The 22,970-nt window shown below is 70.2% G+C and carries 22 protein-coding genes and 1 tRNA gene; 10 read left to right on the top strand and 13 right to left on the bottom strand.

Going from position 1 to position 22,970, the window contains the following annotated elements:
• Positions 1-402, top strand: a 402-nt coding sequence (locus tag JNL41_RS20910) for an SDR family oxidoreductase (protein ID WP_293478113.1), incomplete at its 5' end; no start/stop codon positions are given.
• Positions 403-464: 62 nt separating this feature from the next.
• The gene (locus JNL41_RS20905) at positions 465-2,291 is read left to right on the top strand and encodes a VWA domain-containing protein (protein WP_293478112.1); all 1,827 of its coding nucleotides are present in this window, start codon (positions 465-467) and stop codon (positions 2,289-2,291) included.
• A 57-nt stretch (positions 2,292-2,348) separates the two neighbouring features.
• Here JNL41_RS20905 and JNL41_RS20900 read toward each other — a convergent pair whose 3' ends face one another.
• The 5 genes from JNL41_RS20900 to JNL41_RS20880 form a co-directional block, all read right to left on the bottom strand.
• A complete protein-coding gene (locus JNL41_RS20900) occupies positions 2,349-3,017 on the bottom strand; it encodes a Fe2+-dependent dioxygenase (RefSeq protein WP_293478111.1) in 669 nt (222 codons plus the stop codon).
• Between the two features lie 31 nt (positions 3,018-3,048).
• A complete protein-coding gene (locus JNL41_RS20895) occupies positions 3,049-3,510 on the bottom strand; it encodes an NUDIX domain-containing protein (RefSeq protein WP_293478110.1) in 462 nt (153 codons plus the stop codon).
• Positions 3,510-5,561 (bottom strand): prolyl oligopeptidase family serine peptidase, encoded by a 2,052-nt coding sequence (locus tag JNL41_RS20890; protein WP_293478109.1) that lies wholly within the window; start codon positions 5,559-5,561, stop codon positions 3,510-3,512. Before JNL41_RS20890 ends, JNL41_RS20895 begins: the two co-directional genes overlap by 1 nt.
• A gap of 241 nt (positions 5,562-5,802) precedes the next feature.
• Positions 5,803-5,943 (bottom strand): hypothetical protein, encoded by a 141-nt coding sequence (locus tag JNL41_RS20885; protein ID WP_293478108.1) that lies wholly within the window; start codon positions 5,941-5,943, stop codon positions 5,803-5,805.
• An 81-nt stretch (positions 5,944-6,024) separates the two neighbouring features.
• Entirely contained in the window at positions 6,025-7,011 is a 987-nt protein-coding gene (locus JNL41_RS20880) for a WYL domain-containing protein (RefSeq protein ID WP_293478107.1), read from the bottom strand.
• Positions 7,012-7,090: 79 nt separating this feature from the next.
• Here JNL41_RS20880 and JNL41_RS20875 point away from each other — a divergent pair, with 79 nt between their 5' ends.
• Positions 7,091-7,438, top strand: a complete 348-nt coding sequence (locus JNL41_RS20875; protein ID WP_293478106.1) for a hypothetical protein — start codon at positions 7,091-7,093, stop codon at positions 7,436-7,438.
• A 3-nt stretch (positions 7,439-7,441) separates the two neighbouring features.
• On the opposite strand, the gene JNL41_RS20870 is transcribed toward JNL41_RS20875, so the two are convergent.
• Positions 7,442-7,813, bottom strand: a complete 372-nt coding sequence (locus JNL41_RS20870; RefSeq protein ID WP_293478105.1) for a DUF6285 domain-containing protein — start codon at positions 7,811-7,813, stop codon at positions 7,442-7,444.
• A complete protein-coding gene (locus JNL41_RS20865; protein WP_293478104.1) occupies positions 7,810-8,766 on the bottom strand; it encodes a phosphotransferase family protein in 957 nt (318 codons plus the stop codon). Before JNL41_RS20865 ends, JNL41_RS20870 begins: the two co-directional genes overlap by 4 nt.
• 173 nt (positions 8,767-8,939) lie before the next feature.
• Between JNL41_RS20865 and JNL41_RS20860 the strand changes: the two genes are divergently transcribed.
• Positions 8,940-10,313, top strand: a complete 1,374-nt coding sequence (locus JNL41_RS20860; protein ID WP_293478103.1) for an acyl-CoA dehydrogenase — start codon at positions 8,940-8,942, stop codon at positions 10,311-10,313.
• Positions 10,314-10,334: 21 nt separating this feature from the next.
• On the opposite strand, the gene JNL41_RS20855 is transcribed toward JNL41_RS20860, so the two are convergent.
• Positions 10,335-11,765 carry a Mur ligase family protein gene (locus JNL41_RS20855; protein WP_293478102.1) on the bottom strand — a complete coding sequence of 477 codons (1,431 nt, stop codon included), beginning with the start codon at positions 11,763-11,765 and terminating at the stop codon, positions 10,335-10,337.
• Positions 11,766-12,094: 329 nt separating this feature from the next.
• On the opposite strand from JNL41_RS20855, the gene JNL41_RS20850 reads away from it, so the two are divergent.
• Positions 12,095-12,170, top strand: a tRNA-Asn gene (locus JNL41_RS20850).
• A 148-nt stretch (positions 12,171-12,318) separates the two neighbouring features.
• Entirely contained in the window at positions 12,319-12,903 is a 585-nt protein-coding gene (locus tag JNL41_RS20845) for a DedA family protein (protein ID WP_293478101.1), read from the top strand.
• Positions 12,904-12,936: 33 nt separating this feature from the next.
• On the opposite strand, the gene JNL41_RS20840 is transcribed toward JNL41_RS20845, so the two are convergent.
• Positions 12,937-13,707, bottom strand: coding sequence for a glucose 1-dehydrogenase (locus JNL41_RS20840; RefSeq protein ID WP_293478100.1), 771 nt, complete (start codon positions 13,705-13,707; stop codon positions 12,937-12,939).
• Between the two features lie 2 nt (positions 13,708-13,709).
• Complete coding sequence (locus JNL41_RS20835) at positions 13,710-14,150, bottom strand: VOC family protein (RefSeq protein WP_293478099.1); 441 nt, start codon at positions 14,148-14,150, stop codon at positions 13,710-13,712.
• Positions 14,151-14,423: 273 nt separating this feature from the next.
• Between JNL41_RS20835 and JNL41_RS20830 the strand changes: the two genes are divergently transcribed.
• The gene (locus JNL41_RS20830; RefSeq protein WP_293478098.1) at positions 14,424-15,497 is read left to right on the top strand and encodes an efflux RND transporter periplasmic adaptor subunit; all 1,074 of its coding nucleotides are present in this window, start codon (positions 14,424-14,426) and stop codon (positions 15,495-15,497) included.
• 110 nt (positions 15,498-15,607) lie between these two features.
• On the top strand, positions 15,608-18,856 hold the full coding sequence (locus JNL41_RS20825; RefSeq protein WP_293478097.1) for an efflux RND transporter permease subunit: 3,249 nt from the start codon (positions 15,608-15,610) through the stop codon (positions 18,854-18,856).
• Between the two features lie 70 nt (positions 18,857-18,926).
• Here the strand turns inward: JNL41_RS20825 and JNL41_RS20820 are convergent, their stop codons facing one another.
• On the bottom strand, positions 18,927-19,868 hold the full coding sequence (locus JNL41_RS20820) for an alpha/beta hydrolase (RefSeq protein WP_293478096.1): 942 nt from the start codon (positions 19,866-19,868) through the stop codon (positions 18,927-18,929).
• 139 nt (positions 19,869-20,007) lie between these two features.
• Between JNL41_RS20820 and JNL41_RS20815 the strand changes: the two genes are divergently transcribed.
• Complete coding sequence (locus JNL41_RS20815) at positions 20,008-20,418, top strand: group III truncated hemoglobin (protein WP_293478095.1); 411 nt, start codon at positions 20,008-20,010, stop codon at positions 20,416-20,418.
• Here the strand turns inward: JNL41_RS20815 and JNL41_RS20810 are convergent.
• Positions 20,415-21,044, bottom strand: a complete 630-nt coding sequence (locus JNL41_RS20810) for a PEPxxWA-CTERM sorting domain-containing protein (RefSeq protein ID WP_293478094.1) — start codon at positions 21,042-21,044, stop codon at positions 20,415-20,417. The genes JNL41_RS20815 and JNL41_RS20810 overlap by 4 nt on opposite strands.
• Before the next feature lie 171 nt (positions 21,045-21,215).
• Here JNL41_RS20810 and JNL41_RS20805 point away from each other — a divergent pair, with 171 nt between their 5' ends.
• Positions 21,216-22,361 carry a helix-turn-helix transcriptional regulator gene (locus tag JNL41_RS20805; RefSeq protein WP_293478093.1) on the top strand — a complete coding sequence of 382 codons (1,146 nt, stop codon included), beginning with the start codon at positions 21,216-21,218 and terminating at the stop codon, positions 22,359-22,361.
• Here JNL41_RS20805 and JNL41_RS20800 read toward each other — a convergent pair.
• Positions 22,358-22,970, bottom strand: a 613-nt coding sequence (locus tag JNL41_RS20800) for a PEPxxWA-CTERM sorting domain-containing protein (RefSeq protein WP_293478092.1), incomplete at its 5' end; no start/stop codon positions are given. The two genes, JNL41_RS20805 and JNL41_RS20800, sit on opposite strands and share 4 nt — an antisense overlap.

The raw sequence follows: 22,970 nt of genomic DNA, 5'->3' as shown, positions 1-22,970 counted from the left end.
GCCGACCTCTGCCGCCGCGCGGTCCTGCACTGGCGCGAACGCGGAACGGGCGGCCGGATCGTCAACATCGCCAGCCGCGCCGCCTATCGCGGCGACTCGCCCGCGCACTGGCACTACGCCGCCTCGAAGGCCGGCATGGTCGCCATGACCAAGTCCATCGCGCGGGGCTATGCAGCGCAGGGCATCCTGGCCTTCGCCATCTGCCCCGGCTTCACCATGACCGGCATGGCCGAGGACTATCTGGCCAGCCGCGGCGGCGACAGGCTGCTGGCCGACATCCCGCTCGGCCGCGTGGCCGACGCCGCCGAGGTCGCCAACGCGGCGGCGTACCTGGCGCTGGAGGCGCCGGCCTCGATGACCGGCGCCGTGATCGACATCAACGGCGCCAGCTTCGTGCGCTGACCCCGTAAGGCCAAGGCGTGCGTATCCCCATCAGGTAGCCCCTCATGGGAGATGTTTTCGCGATGACCCGCCGCCGTTTCGGAGCCCTCGGCCTCGCCTGCCTCACCGCCGCCCTGCCGGGTCCGGTCCCCGCACAACCCGGCCACGCAGGAGCCGTCGTCGACGCCGGCGCCTGCGCCGCCTTCGGCTACCGCACATCCGAGTCCGAGCCGGCGTATCGCGCCCGCGCGCAGGCCGGATTCGCGGGGAGCGGCCGCCTCTACGCCGCGCCCCCGCCACCCGCGCCGCCCGTCCTCCAGCGGGCGCCGACCATCCCGCCCCTGCCCGTCCCTCCGGTCGAGCGCCGACTCCAGGACTCCAGCGCCGCCAAGGCCGCGCCGGACTCCCGCCTCGAGGAGATCGTCGTGAGCGGCTCGCGGATCGCCAGACCTCCCGGCGCCTACGCGCCCTACCCGGTCCAGCCGCAGGACACCGAGCGCTACCCCAACGCGGTGGCCAACCCGATCCGCCAGACCGCCGCCGAGCCGGTCTCGACCTTTTCGGTCGATGTGGACACCGCCGCCTACGCAAACGTCCGGCGCTTCCTGAACGACGGCGTGCGGCCGCCGTCCGACGCGGTGCGGGTCGAGGAGCTCGTGAACTACTTCGACTACCGCTACGCCCCGCCGCGCGACCGCGTTTCGCCGTTCTCGAGCTACGTGGCGCTGGCGCCCTCGCCCTGGTCGTCCGGGCGCCAGATCCTGCACATCGGCATCCAGGGGTTCGACGTGGCGCGCGACGAAGCCCCGGCGCTGAACCTCGTCTTCCTGGTCGATACGTCGGGTTCCATGTGGTCCGAAGACCGCCTGCCGCTGGCGCAGAAGTCGCTGAACCTGCTGATCGACCAACTGCGGCCGCAGGACCACGTCTCGATCGTGGCCTACGCGGGCTCGGCCGGCGCTGTGCTCGGTCCGACGGACGGACGGCAGAAGCTGAAGATGCGATGTGCGCTCGGTGCGCTCCGCTCGGGCGGCTCGACCGCCGGCGGCCAGGGCCTTTCGCTGGCCTACGCGCTCGCCCAGGAGAACTTCGATCGCAGGGCGGTGAACCGCGTGATCCTGCTCACCGACGGCGACTTCAACGTGGGCGTCTCCGATCCGTCGAAGCTGAAGGACTTCGTATCCGACAAGCGCAAGAGCGGCGTCTACCTGTCGGTCTACGGCTTCGGGCGCGGCAACTACAACGACACCATGATGCAGGCCCTGGCGCAGAACGGGAACGGGACCGCCGCCTACGTCGACAGTCTGCAGGAAGCCCGCAAGCTCTTCCGCACGGACTTCACCAGGTCCCTGTTCCCCATCGCCGACGACGTGAAGGTGCAGATCGAGTTCAACCCCAGCCAGGTCAGCGAGTACCGCCTCATCGGCTATGAGACCCGCCTGCTGAACCGCGAGGACTTCAACAACGACCAGGTCGACGCGGGCGAGGTCGGCGCAGGCGCCTCGGTCACCGCCCTCTACGAGATCACGCCCGCCGGCGCCGCCGGTTCGGCCGACCCGCTGCGTTACCAGAGCGCCCGTCCCGCCGCCGCGCCGGGCGCCGAGCTCGCCTACCTGAAGATCCGCTACAAGCTGCCGGGCGAAGGCCGCTCGCGGTTGATCGAGCGGCCGATCACGCGGGCGGACGCCGCGCCTTCGCTGCAGGCCGCGCCCGAGCCGACCCGCTGGGCCGTCGCCGTCGCCGGCTTCGGCCAGAAGCTGAAGCGCGACCCGCGTGTCGCTGACACGTTCGGCTGGCCGGAGATCGCCCGCCTCGCCCAGGCCGGCCGCGGCGACGACCCCTTCGGCGAACGCGCCGAATTCGTGCAACTCGTCCGCGCGGCGTCGGAGGCCCGAGGCCAGAACGAGTAGACCAGTGCGACGCGGCGCCGGCCTCTTGTGGCCTGGGCTTGGTGTCGAACAGGTGAGCTAGCCCGCGTCGCCCCACTGGCGGTGGAGGGAGGTGGCGACATGCGACAGCCGCGTCCGGGCGTCCCATGACAGCTTGTCGCCCTCTCGCGCCAGGATGTCGTTCAGCTCGAACAGCAGCTCGCGGCCGGTGCGGTCGACGATGTCGCTCTCGATGAAGGTGATGCCGCAGAGGCGTTCGCCGCGGGTCACCGGCTTCACCTGGTGGATCGTGGTGGAAGGATAGAGCACCGCGCAGCCCGGCCTCGGCTTGAAGTCCACCTCGCGCGAGCCCAGCCGCACCGACAGCTCGCCACCGTCGTAGGTCTCGGGGTCGGTCAGGAAGACGGTGCAGGAAAGGTCGGCGCGCAGCGGCCGCGCGCCGATGGGCAGGAAGGCGGCGTCGGCGTGGGCGCCGTAGTTCATGCCCGGCCGATAGAGCGAGAGCACCGGGGGCGCGACCATCTTCGGGAAGGCGAAGGCGATGAACTGCGCGTTGCGGCGCAAGCCGTTCAGGAGGAGGTCGGACGCGCGGTCGTGCGCCGGGTCGCCGGGGCGTCCCTGGAGGTTGTTCTTGACCTGTGAGTCCGGGTTCGTGACGCGGCCGTCCACGAACTGGAGGCCCGCAGCGATCTGGCGCAACTGGACCACCTCGTCCGGGGTCAGCAGGTCGGGGATCTCGCAGAACATCGAGGCAGGGTCCGCACTCGGAACGGTCCGGTCAACCTTTCCTCACCCGCTCGATCGCGTCGGCCAGGATCGGCCGCTGGCCCTTGTGGATCTTCACGGCGGCGGTCGAGGCGTCGAACCATCCGGCGCGGTCGACTTCCGGGAAGCTCTGCCGGCGGCCGGTGCGCGGCGGCCACTCGATCTCGAAGGTGTTGCTGACGATCTCGCTGACGTCGAGGTCGGCCTGGACCAGCCAGGCTCGGATCACCTTCCCCGACGCGGTGACCGGCTTCAGGGCTTCCGATGCGCCCTCGATCTCCAGGCCCAGTTCCTCGCGGAACTCGCGCCGCGCGGCGGTCCAGCCGTCCTCGCCCGGCTCGACCAGGCCTTTCGGGATCGACCAGCCCTCCGCGTCCTTCCCGGCCCAGTACGGCCCCCCAGGATGGACCAGCAGGAACTCCGGTCCGCCCGGCCGAGGCCGCCAGACGAGCACCCCGGCGCTCAGCCCCGGCATCAGTCCATCAGCCGCTGCATCAGATAGGTGTACTCCAGCGCCGCGCGGGTCGCGCGCTCGTTCAGGTTCGCCGCGGCGGCATGACCGCCGTCGATGTTCTCCCAGTAAAGGTAGTCGTAGCCGTACTCCTTCAGGCGCGCGGCGGCCTTGCGGGCGTGCGCCGGATGCACCCGGTCGTCCTTGGTGGACGTCTCGATGAACACCCGCGGATAGGGCTGGCCGGGCTTCAGGTTCTGGTACGGCGAGTAGGTCATCAGCATGGCCCGCTCCTCCGGGACTTTCGGGTCGCCGTACTCTCCGATCCACGACGCGCCCGCGCCGATGTGGTCGTAGGCGATCATGTCGAACAGCGGCACCTGGATGATGACGGCGTTGTAGAGCTCCGGGCGCCTGGTCAGCGCGACGCCCATCAGCAGCCCGCCGTTCGAGCCACCGACGATACCCAGCTTCTTCGGGTTGGTGATCTTCCGGGCGATCAGATCCTCGGAGACCGCGAAGAAGTCGTCGTAGACCACCATGCGCTTCAGCTTCAGGCCGGCGTTGTGCCAGCGCGGACCGAACTCGCCGCCGCCGCGGATGTTGGCCACCACGAACACGCCGCCCTTGTCGAGCCACAGCTTGCCCTGGGTCGGGATGTAGTTGGGCGACTGGCTGATCAGGAAGCCGCCGTAGGCGTTCAGCAGCGTCGGGTTCGAACCATCCAGCTTCATGTCCTTCGCGTGGACCACGAAGTACGGGACCTTCGTGCCGTCCTTCGACGTGGCCCAATACTGGTCGACCGCATACTTCGAGGCGTCGAAGCGTGCCGGCAGGCTGCGCATCTGCTGGGTCTTGCCGCCCGCCGCATCGGCCAGCCACTGGCTGTTGGGGCTGAGGAAGCTCGCCGCGTTCACGACGACGGCGTCGTCATGGTCGGACGCCGAGGCGATGGTCAGGGTGGAGTCCTTCGGCAGGTCCAGCGTCGTGGACGTCCAGGCATTGCCCGCGCGCTTCAGGCTGCGGACCTGACCCTTCACGTTGTCCAGCAGGACCACGACCAGGCGGTCCTTGGTCGTGCGCACCTGCTCGACGGACTGGCTCATCGTCGGGCGCAGCACCAGCGTCGGCTTCAGGTCGCCGGGCTTGGCCTTCACCGCGGCGAGGTCGAAGTCGACAAGGTCGCCTTCCTTCACGCCCTTCGCGGACCAGTCCTCCTCCAGGGTCACCAGCAGGCGGTCCGAGACGTAGCCTTCGATCTGCGACTTCTTGGGGATGTCGAGCTTCAGCGGCCGCTCGTTGTCGACCAGCAGGTAGTACTCGGAATTGAAGGTGTCCAAGGGCCGCTCGATGATCACCGCGGCGACCCTGCCGTCGGCCTCGCGGTAGACGACCGAGCTGACGCCGTAGCCGCCGTCGTCCTTCTGGCCGGTGAACACCTGCCTGGCCTGGGCGTAAGTCTGGCCGCGCTTCAGGATCCTGGCGACGTAGGGGTAGCCCGAGGTGGTGAGCTGGCCCTTCTCGAACTCGTCGACCACCAGCAGCGTGTCGTGGTCGATCCAGGAGACGTCGGCCTTGCCCTCCGGCAGGCGGAAGCCGCCCTCGACCCATTTGCCGGTCTGCGTGTCGAACTCGCGCAGTTCGACCGCGTCCTTGCCGCCGTTGGAAAGGTTGATCAGGCAGTAGCGGTCGTCCGGCGCCAGGCACGTCGCGCCCTTCCAGACCCAGTTGGCGCTCTCGGCCTTGGCCAGCGCGTCAAGGTCGATCAGGGTCTTCCACTGCGGGCTGCCCGCCCGGTAGCTCTCGACGCTGGTCTCGCGCCAGATGCCGCGCACATGGTCGGCGTCCTGCCAGTGGTCGCGCAGCATGCCCTTGCCGGCGAAGCCCACGGCCGGGATGCGGTCCTTGGCGGTCGCGATCTTCAGGGCGTCGGCGTAGAGGCCGCCGTAGCGCGGGTCGTTCTGCAGTTGCGGCAGCGAGCGCGCGTTCTCGGCCTTGGCCCAGTCGAGGGCGCGGGCCCCCTCGATCTCCTCCATCCAGGTGTAGGGATCGTCGTCGGGCGCGGCTGCCCCCATGAGAAAGGCTCCGGCCAGAACGGTCGCGACGGCGCGCAACAGCATGAAATCTCCCCGAACTCGGCGGGCCCTGGGCCCGCTGGGCGCGAGCCTATTCAAGCCCCGGGGAAAATTCTCGCTCTTTTACGAGACCATCGTTACCTGCGCCTGGCGTGCGGGCCGCGCCACCCTCACCCCCACCTGAGAACGTCATGGCCGGGCCAGGCCCGGCTATGACGTTCGAAATCTGATTGGCGGTCGCCTACCCGATCCCGACGACACCGACGTATAGCACCGGCAGCACCCACACGATCGCGGCGCCGAGGCCCATCAGCAGGCGGCGACGGCGGCGGCGCGGACGGATCTCGTTCTCGAAGAAGCTGGCGTAGTCGAGCGTGCTCATGGGTCGTCTCCGTTCGTTGAGACGACCTTCGAAACCACTTACGTCAAAAATGGACGTATATCGAACGGGACGGTTCGCGCCCTAGCCGGGCAGGTGCGCCCGGCAGGCCACCGCCAGTTCGCTCGCCATCATATCCTTCAGCGCGGGCGGGGCGACGATCTCGACCTTGTCGCCCCAGGTGAACAGGTGCCAGGCCAGTTCGCGCATGCCGCTGGCGCGGAAACGCACGAGCGTCGATCCGTCGGCTTCCGTCTCCACCTTCTGGCGGGCGTGGAAGCGCCAGCGCAGGGCGTCCTCGCGGCCCTCGGGCGTGATCCGCAGCACCACGTCCTCGGTGTCGTCCTGATAGATGCCGAAGCTCTCGTCGGCGTAGGCCTGCAGCGAGAAGTCCTCGGGCCTGTCGGCTGGCCTGCCGGTGATCTCCGGCTCCAGCACGCGGTCGAGCCGCCAGTTGCGCGGCCCGGTCCCTGAGCCGACCTCCTCGGCCACGAGGTAGTTCGAGCGGCCGAACAGGATGCCGTAAGGCGTGACCTCGCGGACACGGCCCGGCTGCGAACCGCCCTCGTAGCGGAAGCGCAGCGTCGAGAGCGCCTTCAGCGCCTCGCGCACCGCCGCCAGCACCGTCTCCTCCTCGAACGGGCGCGGCCCCGCCTGAACGGCGATGGTCTCGGCCTGCAGCAGGGCTTCGAGGTCGGGCGCCAGGCGCCGGCGCGCAGAGGCCCGCATCGCCGACAGCACCTTCTGCTCCAGGGTCCGCAGCGCCGCGGCGCGACCGTGCGCGCCCTGGCGATCCTGTTGCTCCGCCACCGCGGTCAGTGCGGCCAGTTCCTCGGCGGCCGGCGCCTGGAAGAGGCCGTCGAGACCGGACGGGATCCGGAATCGACGGTCCCGCCCCTCCTCCACAATCTCCATCGCGGGGAAGACGCCGGCCACGGCGTCGCGCATCCGCTCGGCGGTGCGGCGGCCCACGTCCATCCGCTGGGCGATCTCATCCAGGCTCAGGCCTTCGGCGCTGCTCGCCAGCAGCCGCGCCAGCTCCAGCAGCCGGGCCCCTTTTTCGTGACGCATCGCGAAACCTACGTCCGTTTTTGTCGTATCTCACAGACAAAACCAGAACCATCGACAGTTCGCAAGAAGGACAACATCGATGGCCACCCGGTTCCAGCCCCGCCGCGCCGCTTTCACCCAGGGCCGCCTCGCCGGCGACCGTTTCGGCGGCTTCAGCCCTGCGTTCCGCGCCTTGCCGCGTCCGGTCCAGGCGCCGCAGCCCGTGCGCCCGCCGCCGCCCGCGACGCTGGTCGACGCGGTGCTGCGCTTCCATGACGTCGAGGTGGATCAGGGCGGCGAACGCACCCTGCTGCGCCTGTCCGAGCGCCGCATGCGCGACGCCGAGGTCGCCTCGGCCCTGGGCGCCGACGCCGCCCGCGCCGCCCGCGTCGCCATCCTCTGGAACGAACGCGAGAGCGAGATCATCCGGGTGCTGGAAGCAGCCTGAGCCTCAAGCGGCGGGCGCCGGCGTGCCTTCCGGCCGGTAGCCCGGCTGGTCGATGGCGATCTGGTCGCGCGCCATGGTGGTCAGCGCCGCCATCAGCCCGGGCGTCTCGCGGGTCAGCTCGCCCGAGCGGATGCGCTCGCAGAGCTCGGCGTTGAGGTCTTCGAACGACCCGTCGTGGCCCAGCACGCGGGCCATCCCGGCCACCGCACTCGCCTCGGCGGCGGGGCCCTGGGTCAGCTCGCGGTAGATGGTGGCCATGGCGTTCGCCGCCACGCGGGCCAGGAAGGCGTTGCGCGGGTCCAGCGTCGGACGGATCTCGTCGATCCAGAGGCGCACGGACTCGGCCAGTTCCTCGGTCTTCGGATGGGTGATCACAGGCCTTCGTCCAGCAGCACGACCAGGTCGGCCTCGGTCTCGGAGACGCGCCGGCCGATCATCGGGCGCTCCACCGACTTGTTCGCCCCGTCGCGCCACGACAGGTACATGGTCAGGCACATCACGCCCCAGCGCAGCGACCCCAGCATCTGCCAGAACCGCACCCGCGGCAGGTCGATTGCACCGCCGCCCGCCGCCGCATAGCCGGCCAGCAGGTCCGCATACTCGCCGAAGCCGCCGACAGGGCGGTCGGGGCGGCCGAAACGCCACGAATTGGTGCAGATCCAGCCCATGTCCTCGGCCGGGTCGCCCACGTGGGCCAGTTCCCAGTCGAGCACGGCAGCCACGCCCTGCTCCGGGTCGAACATGATGTTCCCGTTGCGGAAATCGCCGTGCAGCAGCACGGGCTCCACCGGTCGGGGGGTGTGCCTGCGCAGGTACTGGAACGCCAGTTCGAGGATCGGCCGCTTCGCTCCGGTGGCGCGGTAGATCTCCTCGTAGCGGTCGAGTTCAAAGGCGCCGTCCACGACCTTGAGGTTCAGCCCCGCGGGCACGGGCGTCCGGTGGATGCCGTAGAGCACCTCGCCGCATTGGCGCGCCAACCCCGGACGCACGGCGTCGAAGCGCGGGTCCGACGTGATCTTCCGCCCCAGCGTCTCGCCGTCGACGCGGACCATGACGTAGGCCTCGCCGAGCCCGTCGCGATTGTCGCAGACATGGCGCACATGCGGCACGCGCGCGCCGTTCGCCTCGGTCGCCGTGATCAGCGCCGCCTCGGTCTGCAGGCTGACCGCACGGCCGTTCTCGGGGTCGAACGGCGCGTTGCGGCGACGGACGATCAGCCGCTCGGCGCCGCGCGGGCCTTCGAACGAATAGGCGTAGGTCTCCATGCTGGCGCCGCCGGACAGGCGCTGGGCTTCGGTGACCCTGGCGCCCTCCCCGCCAAGCCTCACGGCGAGCTTCTCGAGGCCTGCGCGAACATCGACAGTCATGACCCGGCGGAACCTTCAACTTGGTCTAATGTCGCCCCGATCTGGCGGGGTCGGGGCGCCGTTGTAAACGGGTCCCCTGGCGTCAATCCCGCCCCTGAGAAGAAGCGTTCGCAAACGCGTTGGGAGAAAGCGGCATGGACTTCGACATCCCCAAGGACATCCAGGACTACCTGGGCGAACTGGACCGGTTCATCGACGACGTGATCATGCCGCTGCAGCACGCCGACGACAACGACCGCTTCTTCGACCACCGCCGCGAGCATGCCCGCACCGACTGGGACAACGACGGCCTGCCCCGCCACGAGTGGGAGCTGCTGCTCGCCAAGGCCCGCAAGCTGGCCGACGACGCGGGCCACCTGCGCTTCGCCTGGCCCGTCGAGATGGGCGGCAAGGGCGGCAGCCAGCTCGCCATGGCCATCATCCGCGAGCATCTCGCCGCCAAGGGCCTGGGCCTCTTCAACGACCTGCAGACCGAACACTCGATCGTCGGCAACAATCCCTTCGTGCTGATGTTCAAGGAGTTCGCCACCAACGAACAGTACGACCGCTACGCCGACGCCCTGCTGAACGGGAAGATGCGCACCGGCTTCGGCCTGACCGAGCCCAACCATGGCAGCGACGCCACCTGGATGGAGACCCGCGCCGTCCCGCACGAAAAGGACGGCAAGCCGGGCTGGCTGATCAACGGCGAAAAGATGTGGACGACGGGAATGCACGTCGCGAACTACGTGATGTGCTTCGCCCGCACCTCCGGCAAGGACGGCGACGCCGTCGGCATCACCTGCTTCATCGTCCCGGCCGACTCTCCCGGCGTGAAGGTCGAGGAGTACATGTGGACGTTCAACATGCCGACCGACCACCCGCGGGTCAGCTTCACGGACGTCTGGATTCCCGAGGACAGCTACTGGGGCCAGATCGACCGCGGGCTGGGCATCGGGCAGTCGTTCGTCCACCAGAACCGCATCCGGCAGGCGGCGAGTTCGCTGGGCGCGGCGCAGTTCTGCATCGACGAGAGCGTGAGGTACGCCCGGACCCGCAAGCCGTTCGGCAAGGCGCTGGCCGAGAACCAGGCGATCCAGTGGCCGCTGATCGAGTTGCAGACCCAGTGCGAGATGCTGCGGCTGCTGATCCGCAAGACGGCCTGGCAGATGGACAACATGGAGCACAAGGAGATCGAACGGACGATCTCGGACAAGGTCTCCATGTGTAACTACTGGGCCAACCGGCTGGTCTGCGAGGCGGCCGACCGCGCGATGCAGGTGCATGGCGGCATCGGCTATTCGCGCCACAAGCCGTTCGAGCACATCTTCCGCCACCACCGCCGCTACCGGATCACCGAGGGCTCGGAGGAGATCCAGATGCGCAAGGTGGGCGCGTACCTGTTCGGCTACCTGGGCCCGAAGCGCGCCGACCCGTTCTTCAAGGCGCTGAACGACACCGAGAAAGCGGCCAGGTCGGGCGGCGAGTACGCCCAGCCGATCCCGGCGCACCACAACGCATCCCGCTAGCCCCTCGGCGGCGCCCAGGCCCTAGGCGGCGGCTTCCGCCGCCCCGTACAGCCTGTCGAAGACCGCCGGCAGGCTGTCGGGGAGGCCCAGCAAGGGGCCCGACGAGAGCAGCAGGACGACCTCGTCGCCGGCCAGCCGGCTGAGGGCGGCGGTGGTGGCGGCGGCGGTCTCGACGCCCTCGACGGCGACGCCCGTGGCCGCGATGCGCGCCAGAATCTCGGGGAACGACGACTGCTGGTGGCTCGCCTCCCCGTGGTGCGGGGGCGGGATGACCAGCACGCGCGCCACGCCTGCGAACACCGTGTCGTACCAGGGCAGCGCGTCGCGGTTGCGCCAGGAGAAGGTGTGCGGCTCGAACACCACCGTGAGCGGCCGCGTCGGATAGTGCAGCAGCATGGCCTCGATGGCCGAGCGGGCCTTCTCGTAGGAGCTGCCGAAGCCCTCGATCACCGGCACGGCCGACGTCCGGGTCAGGCGGTCGAGGCGCCGCCGGATGCCGGCGAAGCTCTCCACCGCGCGCGCGAGGTCGGCCTCCGGGACGAGGCCGCGCTCCAGCACGTAGGCGCAGACGCCGACGATGTTCTCGACGTTGTGCTCGCCCAGCAGCGTGGTGGCGAGCGGCACGCGGCGGCCGTCGGGGCCCACCAGCATGAAGCGGGTCACGTCGCCGTAGACCACGTCCTCGCAATGCCAGCCGTCGCCGCGGGCTCCATTGGGGGCGGTGTCGTACCAGACGATCCGCGACGCGGCCTCGGCGGCGATGGCGCGGATGGCGGGGTGCTCGCGGGCGACCAGCAGGCCCTCGGCGGCCGGCAGCAGGCGCAGCAGTTCGCGGAACGGCGCCTCGTAGTCGGCGAAGGTCGGGAAGACGTTGACGTGGTCGTGGATCAGCGAGGTCAGCAGGACGTCGCGCGGATGGTAGAGCACGAACTTCGAGCGCCGGTCGTTCGGGCCCACGATGTACTCGTCGCCCTCCAGCACCACCTCGGGCGCGGCGCCCCAGTGGCCGGTGTCGGGCAGCGAGGGCGAGATCGCCCCGATCATCCAGCCGGCGTCGCGGCCGGCGACCCGCAGGACGTGGGCCAGCAGCGCCGTGCAGGTGGACTTGCCGAACGAGCCGGCGACCACCGTGTTCTTCTTGATCGCGGTCGCCTCGCCGACGAGCTCGGGAAACGTCGTGACGCGCACGCCGCGGGCGCGCGCGGCCTTCACCTCGACGTTCGATTCGCCGCCCAGCTTGGCCGACGCGCCCAGCACCAGGAGGTCGAGGCCCTCAGGGAGATTCGCCGAATCGAACCGCCACGAGATCGGGAAGCCCAGGCCCTCGACGTAGGTCGACATCGGCGGGAAGACGTCTTCGTCCGAGCCGGTGATGGCATGCCCGGCCTCGCGCATCATCAGCGCCGCCGCCGCCATGCCCGCGCCCGCGATGCCGGTGAAGTGGATGCGCATCGGCCCTCTTTTCAAGCTGTTAGCGCCTTGTGATCGGCCGATCCGCGGTCGTCGTCCAGCCCCACGCGACAATGCGCCTCCTGCGCGAGCCCTGCACGCCCTGCGCGAGGCTGGCGGGCGCGTCGCCGCAGCCCGCCCCGATTAACTTCAGCTTAACCACGGAGGCCGAGTCTCAGGGCGTCTTCTTTGAAGACACCCCACCATCACCGAACTTTTTGTGTGGCCCGGCGCTCGCGCCGGGCTTCTTTCGCGCCGGCCCTGCGACACGCTCTCGGGCCCGCTTGCACATCCGGACGGCCCAGCGTATACGCCCGCCCTCTCGAAGGTGATCCCGGATAGCTCAGTTGGTAGAGCAGTCGGCTGTTAACCGACTTGTCGCAGGTTCGAGTCCTGCTCCGGGAGCCATCGAGACCTTCCGCACAACCTGACATGACGCCTCGGCGCGCATGCCTTGGAACGCCGTACCGGCGTTCGCGCGTTTGGTCGCGGCGCGGCCCCTGGCGCAACGGCCCCGCCTCGCCATATGGAGGGTCCCCTGCCCGCTGCGGACCTGATGCCTGACCTGACGCACCACCTGGCCACGCTCGGGCCCTTCGCGATCCTGCTCGGCTCGGCGGTCGAGGGGCAGCTCTCGGCCATGGCCGGCGGCGTCATGGCGCGCGAGCACCTGATCTCGCCGCTGGCGGTGTTCGCCGCCGCCGTCGCGGGCACGGCGCTCGCCGACTACATCCTCTTCGTCCTGGGCCGCAGTTTCCGGCGGAGCGACTTCGTGACCCGGGCGTCGCAGAAGCGCGGCTTCGCCAGGGCGCTGGCCCTCATCGAGCGCTTCCCGACGGGCTTCATCCTCAGCTTCCGCTTCATCTACGGCCTGCGCGCCGCGGGGCCCGTCGCCATCGGCGTCACCCGGATCGCCCACAGGCGCTTCGCCCTGCTGAACGTGGCGGGCGCGCTGATCTGGGCGAGCGTCTGCGTCGGCCTGGGCTATCTGATCGGGCCCGCGCTGATGACGCTGATGCACAGCACCGCCGGCGAGGCAGCGCCCATCGTCGCGGTCGTGCTGTTCGCGTTCGTGGGCGGCGGCGTCATCCTGTGGCGACGGCGGCGGAAGGACGAGGCGCCGGAGTCTGCGCTCGACTGAATCCCCCGGAAGACCGCCGTCGTCCGCCGGACCCTACGCGGCCGTGTAGCCGCCGTCGATGACCAGCTCCGACCCGGTCATGAAGCTCGCCTCGTCCGACGCCAGGAACACGATCGCGTCGGCGATCTCGCGGGCCATGCCGAGGCGGCCCATGGCGTGGCGCGAGACGATCATGTCGCGCATCTCGTTCTCGCTCTCCGACTCGCGGAAGGCGTTCACCACCATCGGCGTCTCGATGAAGCCCGGATGCACCGAATTCACCCGCACGCCCGCCGGCGCGAGTTCCAGGGCGACGGCCTTGGTGAGCAGCGCCACGCCGCCCTTGGAGGCGCAGTAGGCCGAGGCGCCGGGCAGGCCCACCTTCCCGAGGATCGACGACAGGTTGACGATGGAGCCGGCGCCCTGGGCCGCCATCACGGGGGCCACATGGCGGATGCCGAGGAATGTGCCGTCGAGGTTGATGCCGATGATGCGCCGCCAGCCCTCCAGCGTGGCCTCGAGGATCGGCTCGCCGCCGTTGCCCACGCCCGCGGAATTGACCAGCACGTCGATGCGGCCGTGGCGCTCCATCGTCGCGGCCACCACCTCCGCCCACCGCGCCTGGTCGGTGACGTCCTGGCCGAGGAAGCGGGCCTCGCCGCCCGCGGCGAGGATGTCGTCGGCCACCGCCTGCCCGGCCTCGGCGGCCAGGTCGGTCAGCACCACCTTCGCGCCCTCGCGCGCCAGCCGGCGGCAGCTCTCGGCGCCCAGGCCCGACGCCCCGCCCGTGACCAGCGCCACCTTGCCTTCGACCCGTCCGGCCATGATCACCAAGCCCCCACGTTGGGCATCGAGGCCCAGGGTTCGGCGGGCGCGAGCGCCGGTCCGGCCTGGAGCAGTTCGACGGAGATGTTGTCCGGCGAGCGGACGAAGGCCATGCGGCCGTCGCGCGGCGGACGGTTGATGACGACGCCGGCGTCCTTCAGGCGCTGGCAGGTCGCGTAGATGTCGTCGACGGCGTAGGCCAGATGGCCGAAGTTGCGTCCGCCGGCGTAGGTCTCCGGGTCCCAGTTGTACGTCAGCTCGACCATCGGCGCCTTCTGGCGGCGCGCGGCCTCCTCGTCGCCTGGGGCGCAGAGGAACACCAGCGTGAAGCGGCCCGCCTCGCTTTCCGAGCGCGAGACTTCCTTAAGCCCCAGCTTGTCACAATAGAATGCGAGCGAGGCGTCGAGGTCGGTCACGCGGACCATGGTGTGCAGATACTTCACGGCGAAACGGTCCTCGATCGGTCACACGGCTGGCGATTCAGTCGCTTACCCTGTAAAATTCGAGCGGAGGTTGCGCGTGGGGCGCGAATCTTCGCCGCGTTGCAATCAGGGTTCGCGGCGGCCATTTAGACCCGTCGGCATACGTGACCGCAATTTCATTTGCAGTCGCATAACGGCGGCATCACAAGCACCACAAGCCACGAAAGATGGCGATGCGGGCGTGACTGGGATCGTTTTCGTCGCGTTCGGGCCTGAGCCGGGGATGAGAGTTTCATGCGACTGAAGCCGCAGTATGTGTTCGTCATCGCCGTCGGGGCGGTGCTTCTCCTCGCGTTCCTGCTGGGCTCGGTCCTCGGCGGCGACGGCCGCAAGGCGCAGGCCAAGGCCCCGGCGTCCACGCCGGCCAGCACGATACCCGGCGTCCAGGTCACGCTCGCCCCCGAGCAGATCCGCGAATCGGAAGTGGTGATGCGCGGCCGCACCGAGGCGGCGCGCACCGTGGTGGTCCGCGCCGAGACCGCCGGGATCGTCGCGACGACGCCGACGCCCGAGGGATCGTTCGTGCGCCAGGGCCAGGTGCTGTGCCGCCTCGCGGTCGATGCGCGCCAGGCCGGGCTGGACCAGGCCAGGGCGATGCTCTCGATGCGCCAGCTCCAGCGCAAGGCCGCCGCCGACCTCGCCGAGAAGGGCTACCGCTCGCCGACCCAGGTGCTGGAGGCCCAGGCCAACCTCGACGCGGCGCAGGCGCAGGTGCGCGCCGCCGAGATCGCGCTGGGCCAGGTGAACATCCGCGCGCCCTACTCCGGCGTGTTCGACAAGCGCGACGCCGAGATCGGGACCTACCTGTCGCCGGGCCAGCCCTGCGGCACGATGATCGAGCTGGATCCGCTGCTGGTGGTGGGCGACGCGCCCGAGACCTCCGCAGCCAAGCTGCGCGTCGGCGCGCCGGCGTCGGCCAAGCTGGTCAGCGGCCAGATGTTGAACGGCGTGGTCCGCTACGTCTCGCGCGACAGCGATCCGCAGACGCGCACCTACCACGTCGAGGTCTCGGTGCGGAATCCGGGCAACGCCGTCCGCTCGGGCCTGTCGGCCGAGTTGCGCGTCGGCGCGGGCGCGGGCCCCGCCCACCTGGTGCCGGTGTCGTCGCTGGTGCTGGACAGCGCCGGCCGTCAGGGCGTCCGCTACGTCCTGGCCGACAACCGCGTCGCCTTCGCGCCGGTGACGGTGCTGGAGGAGACGCCGCAGGGCATGTGGATTTCCGGCCTTTCGGGCCCGGTTCGCGTGATCACGGTCGGCCAGTCGTTCGTGGCCGACGGGCAGAAGGTTCGGGTCGCGGCCGCCCGCTAGGGGACCCCGGCCCCCGGCGCTCGCAGGAGCGGCGGATGGCATTTGAGTTTTGAGCGCTCCGGGCGGCGAACCGGGTTTCACTTCGCCTGAAAGCGCTCGGGGAGAAGACGATGATCGGTCCGCTGATCGACGGAGCCATCAAGCGGCGCAAGGTGGTGCTGGGCGTGACGCTCATCGCCGCCCTCTTCGGCCTGTTCGCCTATCTGGGCATGCCGCGCGAGTCCGAGCCGGACATCGACCTGCCCTACATCTCAGTGATCGTCCCCTATCCCGGCGTCTCGCCCGAGGACGCGGAGCGGCTGCTCGTAAAACCGCTGGAACTCGAGCTCCAGACGATGGAGGGGATCGAGTCGATGAACGCGGTCGCTCGCCAGGGCTCGGCCGTCGTGACCCTCGAGTTCGAGGCCGACTTCAACAAGGACAAGGCGCTGGAGGACGTCCGCGCCAAGGTCGACCTCGCCCGCGGCAAGTTCCCGCCCGACGCCGAAGAGCCGATCATCCATGAGAACAACTTCTCCGGCGAGCCGATCATCGGGATCGTCATCTCGGGCTCGGCGCCCGAGCGCGAGCTGCACCGCATCACCACGGCGCTGAAGGAGCGCCTGGAAGGCACCGAGGGCGTGCTCGACGTCGACATGGCGGGCGGGCGCGAGGAAGTGCTGGAGGTCACGATCGACCCGCTGCGGATGGAGGCCTACAACGTCACCACCGCCGAGGTCGCCCAGGTGATCGGGCGCAACAACCAGCTCGTGCCGGCGGGGAACCTGCGCTCGGGCTCCGGCCAGTTCGCCGTGAAGGTGCCGGGCGTGGTCGAGAAGCCCGAGGACATCCTGGCGCTGCCGATCAAGAAGGCCGGCGACCGCATCGTCACCATGGGCGACATCGGCGACGTGCGCCGCACGTTCAAGGAAGCGACCTCGATCAGCCGGTTCAACGGCCATCCCGCCTTCATCCTCGAGGTCTCCAAGCGCGGCGGCTCGAACATCCTCAAGACCGTCGCCACGGTGCGCGCGGTCACGGAAGCCGAGGCCAAGAAGTGGCCGTCGACCGTCAAGCTCGACTACCTCTACGACGAGAGCGACTTCATCGGCCGCACGCTGGTGGTGCTGGAGTCCGGCCTGCTGATGGCCAGCCTGCTGGTGATGATGATCATCGTCTCAAGCCTCGGCATCCGGCAGGGGCTGATGGTGGGCGCCTCGATCCCGATCTGCTTCCTGCTGGCCTTCCTGCTGATGACCGGGATGGGCGTGACGCTGAACATGATGGTGATGTTCGGCCTCGTGCTGGCGGTCGGCATCCTGGTCGACGGCGGCATCGTGGTGGTGGAGTACGCCGACCGGCGCATGGCCGAGGGCCTGCCGAAGACCGAGGCGTTCACGGCGGCCGGCAAGCGCATGTTCTGGCCGGTGGCCAACGGCACGCTGACCACGCTCTGCGCCTTCGTGCCGTTCATGTTCTGGAACTCGATCGCCGGGAAGTTCATGAGCTTCCTGCCGCTGACGTTGTTCTTCGTGCTGGGCTGCTCGATCTTCGTGGCGCTGATCTTCACGCCGGCGCTGGGCTCGATCTTCGCGCGCAAGACCGCTGTGGACGAGGCGCACCTGGCCGAGATCGCCAAGTCGGAGCATGGCGACCCGCGCGAGATGAAGGGCTTCATGGGCTGGTACGCCCGCTCGCTGACGGCGATGACGCACCATCCGAGCCGGACGTTCCTCGGCGCCGTCGTCATCATCGCGGCGATCTTCATCTGGTTCAGCCGGACCCCGCACAAGACCGAGTTCTTCTTCTCCGACGAGCCGGAGTCGGTCTCGGTGTACGTCAAGGCGCGGGGCAACCTCTCGCCCGAAGCTCAGGACGCCCTGGTCCGCCAGGTCGAGAGCCGGCTCACGGGCATCAAGGGCGTGGACGCCCTCTATGTGCGCGCCGGCGGATTCTCCTCGAACGGCGGCCCCAACTCGGCGCCCAACGACACCGTGGGCCGCGTGCTGGTCGACTTCGCCGAGTACGAGGATCGCCTCGCCCTGGGCCTGTCGGGCTACGACATCGAAAACAGCGTGCGCCAGCGGCTGGGCGAGATCCCCGGCCTGCAGATCGAGGTCCGCGGCCCGCAGAACGGACCGCCGGTGGGCAAGGACATCCAGGTCCAGCTCTCCAGCCACGACCCGGCCCAGCTCAACGCGGCCGCCGACGTCGTGAAGACCCAGCTCACCGCCGACCGCCAGCTCATGGAGCTGGAGGACAACCGCACCTCGCCCGGCATCGAGTGGAACCTCGCCGTCGACCGCGAGGCCGCCGGCCGCTACGGCGTCGACGTGCTCTCGGTAGGCCAGACCATCCAGTTCCTGACCGGCGGGGTGCTGATGGGCCGCTTCCGCCCCGACGACGCCGAGGACGAGCTCGACATCCGCGTCCGCTTCCCGCCCAGCGCCCGCAACGTGGCCGCCCTGGAGCAGTTGAAGATCACCACGCCTTCGGGGCCGGTGCCGGCCAGCTACTTCATCAAGCGCGTGCCCGCTCAGCAGGTGACGCAGATCCAGCGCCGGGACGGCCAGCGCCTCGTGATCGTCCAGGCCAACATGGTGGGCGAAGCCGCCTCGAACCTGAAGATCAACGAGCTGCGGCCGTCGCTGACGAAGGCGCTCGCCGCCTATCCGGCGGTGACCTGGAAGTTCATCGGCGCCGACGAGGAGGGCCAGGAGGCGGTCGGCTTCTTCGCCGCGGCGATGGCCGCCAGCCTCTTCATGATGTTCGTGATCCTGCTCTGGCAGTTCAACAGCTTCTACGGCGTGTTCGTGACGCTGTCGGCGGTGATCCTGTCGACCGTGGGCGTGCTGCTGGGGGTGCAGGTCAACCTCGGCAACACCTTCCCCTACATCTCGGTGATCATGCTGGGCACAGGGGTGGTGGCGCTGTTCGGCGTGGTGGTGGGCCACAACATCGTGCTGGTCGACACCTACTACCACCTGCGCCACGCGGGCTACGCGGCCGACGAGGCGGCGATCCGCGCGGCGGCCCAGCGCTTCCGCCCCGTGGTGCTCACCACGCTCGTGACGGTGGTGGGCCTGCTGCCGCTGATGTTCCAGATCCACCCGAACTTCCACACGCTGCACCTGGAGTACAAGGCGCCGGGCTCGACCTGGTGGGTCCAGCTCTCGGCGTCGGTGGTGTGGGGCCTGTCGTTCGCGACCCTGCTGACCCTGGTGCTGACGCCGGTGATGCTGGCGGCGCCGAAGGTCTACTCGCGGCGGTTCGGCTGGCTGCGCGACCACACCATCGGCCGTTCCGGGACGGGGCGCGGCAAGAAGCCGCCACCGGCCGTGCTCGGGGGCGCCGACGACCTGCCGAAGGCCGCGGAGTAGCCGCGCCCCGGCGGGATCGCGACGGGGCCGCGAGCGGGCCCGGGCGTCGATGCGCGGGCCGACCCGACGGCTACTTCCGCGCGTCGAGCAGTCCGCGGGCCTTCATCCAGGCCAGGAAGTCGGCCGGCCACTGCGTCGAAGAGGTGCTCTTGCGCCCCGGGAAACCGTAGCCGTGGCCGCCCTTCTCGTAGAGGTGCAGCTCGACCGCCCCGCCCTTCGCCTGCCAGCCCGTGACGAGCGAGAAGTCGGTCGGGCGGAACAGCGGGTCGTCCGCCGCCTGGCTCGCCCACATCGGCGGCGGCCTGTCGGGGATCGTCCCGCCCGTCAGCGGCGGGCCGAGGCCGCCGTAGACGGGCGCGATGAAGTCGGGCCGCGTAGCCGGATCGGCCGCCAGCGTCAGGCTCATCGTCGTGATCGCCCCCGCCGAGAAGCCCATGAACCCGACGCGATGGGGGTCGAGCCCCCACTCGGCGGCCCGCGCACGCACCACGCGCATGGCCTCCTGCGCGTCCTCCGTGGCGACCCGCGCGCCGTCGCCGATGCGCCTGACGCGGGCCGCCGGGCCGGCCGCGGCGAACTCGGCGTTGGCCTTGTCCAGCCCGGCGGCCCCGGGCTCGGTCGGCAGGACACGGTACTTCAGCACGAACGCCGCGACGCCCTGCGACTGGAGCCACTTCGCCACCGCCCAGCCCTCGTGGTCCATCGCCAGCAGCACGAAGCCGCCGCCGGGGGCGACGATCACCGCCGCGCCGCTGGCCTTGCCTCGGGGCGGCAGGAAGGGCGTCAGGGTGGGCACGGAGACGTTCTGCACGACCGGCACATTGTCGAGGTTCGACATGGTCCAGGTCTCGGGCGTCGCCGAGGCCTGGGCGCCGGGCGTCTTCAGGACGATTGCGCCGGGCGGCTGGGCCGGCGGGGCGATATCCACGCGCCGCGGCTGCGCCGTCGCCGGCAACGCCGCCAGGCACGCGAGCGCCGCCAGCAGGCCGGCCGCCTTCGTCCGATGCCGCATGTCCATCCTCCCCCGTCGTTCCTCGCGCCAGTCTGACGCACCCGGGCTGCACGTCCAGGCCCGATCGGGCGGCGCGAATCCGCGCGGATGCGCCCGCGCCGCTGGCGCCGGGCCGCGGATCACCCCACATGCGGCCACGATGAGCACGATCCGCATCGGCCCCGGCGAGGGCATCGTCACCGAGGAGGCGATCCGCCGCCAGGTGCATACCTTCTACGGCCGGGTGCGGCAGGACCCGGTGCTCGGCCCGGTCTTCAACGAGGCCGTCGAGGACTGGGACGAGCACCTCGCCAAGCTGTGCGACTTCTGGTCGTCGGTGCTGCTGGCGACGGGACGCTTCCACGGCTCGCCGATGGCCGCGCATGCGCAGCGGCCGGCGATCGCCGACGAGCACTTCGCGCTCTGGCTGGACCTGTTCGCGAAGACGGCCCGGGAGGTCTGCTCCCCGGCCGCCGCCGCCCTGTTCGTCGAGAAGTCGCAGATCATCGGCAGGAGCCTGCGGCTGGGCCTAGCCGTCAGCCGCGGCGTGATGCCGGCCCTGGACGCCTAAGCCAGCGCCCGGCGCCGACGCCGCAGCGTCGCGCCCGCCAGCCCGAAGCCGCCGATCATCAGCGCCCAGGTCGCGGGCTCGGGCACGCCCGCGCCCGGCGTCAACACGCCCGAGACGGAATCGACGAGGATGTACGGGGCGCGGCCGAAGCTCGTCGCGAACCGGGTGAATGTGAAGCTGAACGTGTGATCGCCGGCCGCCAGGTTGACGGAACCGGAAATATGGGTCGCCAGCGGCGTCGAGAAGGGCGTGAAGCCGCCATACGCGGGCACAAGGTCGGCCAATTGCATACCGTCGAGGAAGAGCGCCAGCGTGACCGCCTCCCCGCAGTTGCAGAACTGCTCCCCGCGGCCCGCATCGAAGGCAAAATCGAACACGCCGGCGGCGGTGGTGGTGAACGTCTGCGACAGCGTCCCCGTCGCGTCGCCGAAGCTGGTGTTGAAGCCGATCAGCGCCTTGTCGCCGAGGAGAGTGGCGCCGATGCCACCCGACACCGTCCAGGGGTCCAGGGTCGCATCAAAGCCGCCGTTGACGAGGCCTTCCGCTGCCGCGGCGGGTTGCGCGACGAGCAGAGCGGCGCCGGTCAGGACGGCCGCCGCCGCCGAGGCTTTTGAAAACTTACGCATCACTAGATTCCTTCCCAATCCCAGCTATCGAGAACCCGACGGTGCGGCGGCCTGCGTTCTCCCGCATCAGCCGGCCGGCTAGGCCGGATGGGCTAGGACTTGGGGCCAGAGCCGCCGCTTCACCGCCCTCACGATTGACTCCCGCCACGCCCACCGTCGTCATTCAGGTGAATGAGCCCGCCGACCGAGTCCGAGACGCACCCAGGCGCCCCGCCCGCCTGGACGGTCGAGCGCTTCAGCGAGCTGGTCGGCCGCATCTACGAGTGCGCGCTGACGCCCGGGCTCTGGCCGGCGGCGCTCACCGAGGCCTGCACGGGGGTCGGCGCCCAGGCCGGCTGGATCGCCATGCACCAGCCCAGGCTCGTGCGGTCCAGCTATCCGGTGGAGGTGGGCACGGACCCGGCCTGGCAGAAGCGGCTGGCCGAGGAGTTCGTGGGCCTGTCGCCCTTCATGGGCATCGTCCACCATGTCCGTGTCGGCGAGGTCTGGTCGGTGGCCGACGTGATCGACTACGACCAGTTCCGCGAGGGCCGCTTCTATCGCGAGTGGTCCGAGCCCCAGGGCATCGACGACACGATCATGGGCGTCCTGACCAAGACGCCGGACGCCTTCACGTGGCTGGGCGTCTGCCTGCCCATGCGGGCGACCGCCACGCACAAGACCCTGGTGCGACAGCTCCTGCCGCACATCGAGCGGACCCTGCGCATCTCCGAGATCCTGGAGTTCCGCGCCGCGCAGTCGGCGGACCTGCTGGCGGCCGTCTCGACGCTGCCGACCGGGATCGTGCTGGTCGACTCCGCGCTGGCGGTGCGCGGCGCCAATCCGGCCGCCGAGCGGCTGATGGCCGAGACCGGAGCGCTGTCGGTCCGCAACGGCCGCCTCGTGGCGGCGCGCGGCGAGGCGGGCGAGCGCCTGTCCGAAGCCCTGGCGGCCTGCGCCGGCTCGCGCCTGGACGCGGCCGGCGTCTCGGTGCTGTTCCCTGGCGCCGAGGGCAGGACCGACCTGATGGTGCAGCTCGCGCCCCTGCCCCGGCCGCACGCGAACCCTGGCGGCGAGGCGGTGGCGGCCCTCTTCCTGAGCGCGCCCTCCGAGCCCAACGTCGCGCCGACCGAGGCGTTCGTGCGCCGCTATGGCCTGACGCCGTCGGAGACGCGGGTCCTGCTCGCCATGCTCGACGGCCAGACGCCGCGCGGGATCGCCGAGGCGACCGGGGTGTCGCTCCCGACGATCCGCACGCACCTGAGCCACCTCTACGCCAAGACCGACACGGCCCGGCAGGCCGACCTGGTGGGTCTGTTCGCCCGGTCGGTCGGCTAGGCGGCGAGCGCCTGGCGCCGCCGCAGCCCCGCTCCGGCCAGACCGAAGCCCGTGATCATCAGCGCCCAGGTCGCCGGCTCCGGAACGCCGCCGCCCACGTCCGGGAAGGCGGAGTAGCGGTAGTCGAAGCCCGAGGCCGAGGTCAGCACGACGTTGCGGTTGGTGTCGTCGAAGACCAGGCCGTCCCAGTACATCGTGTGGGCGAAATCGGCGCCCGTGCGCGCGAACCCGATGGGCGTGTGGCCGAGTGAGCTGGTGTGAAGCTGAAGGCCGATGTTGAGGATGTCGCCGTTCCACACGTGGATCGCGACCAGCATCACGTCGTCCACGATCTCCGAGGTCGACACCCCGTAGTCGAAGTCGCCGTTGCAGACGCTGATGCCCGACGTCAGGCCGCGGACGCAGCCCGACCGCCTCGCCGTGCTTCCCAGCCCGCGCGTGCTACCCAGGTCGACCTGAGCGTAGAATTCGCTCGCGGCCGTGTCGGCGTAGAACTGGGTCGGCGACGCCGCCTCGGCCGAGAGCGAGCCATTGACCGCAACGCGGAAGACGAGGTTGGCGCCGTCGTCGCCGAGGCCGCTGACGGTGACGCCGTCACCGACAAACCCG

Origin of the sequence: Phenylobacterium sp. (assembly GCF_016793285.1) — a bacterium.
In the GTDB taxonomy this organism is placed as follows: domain Bacteria; phylum Pseudomonadota; class Alphaproteobacteria; order Caulobacterales; family Caulobacteraceae; genus Phenylobacterium.
Note: the sequence above shows the minus strand (reverse complement) of the source record. Positions and strands in the feature narration are given on the sequence as shown.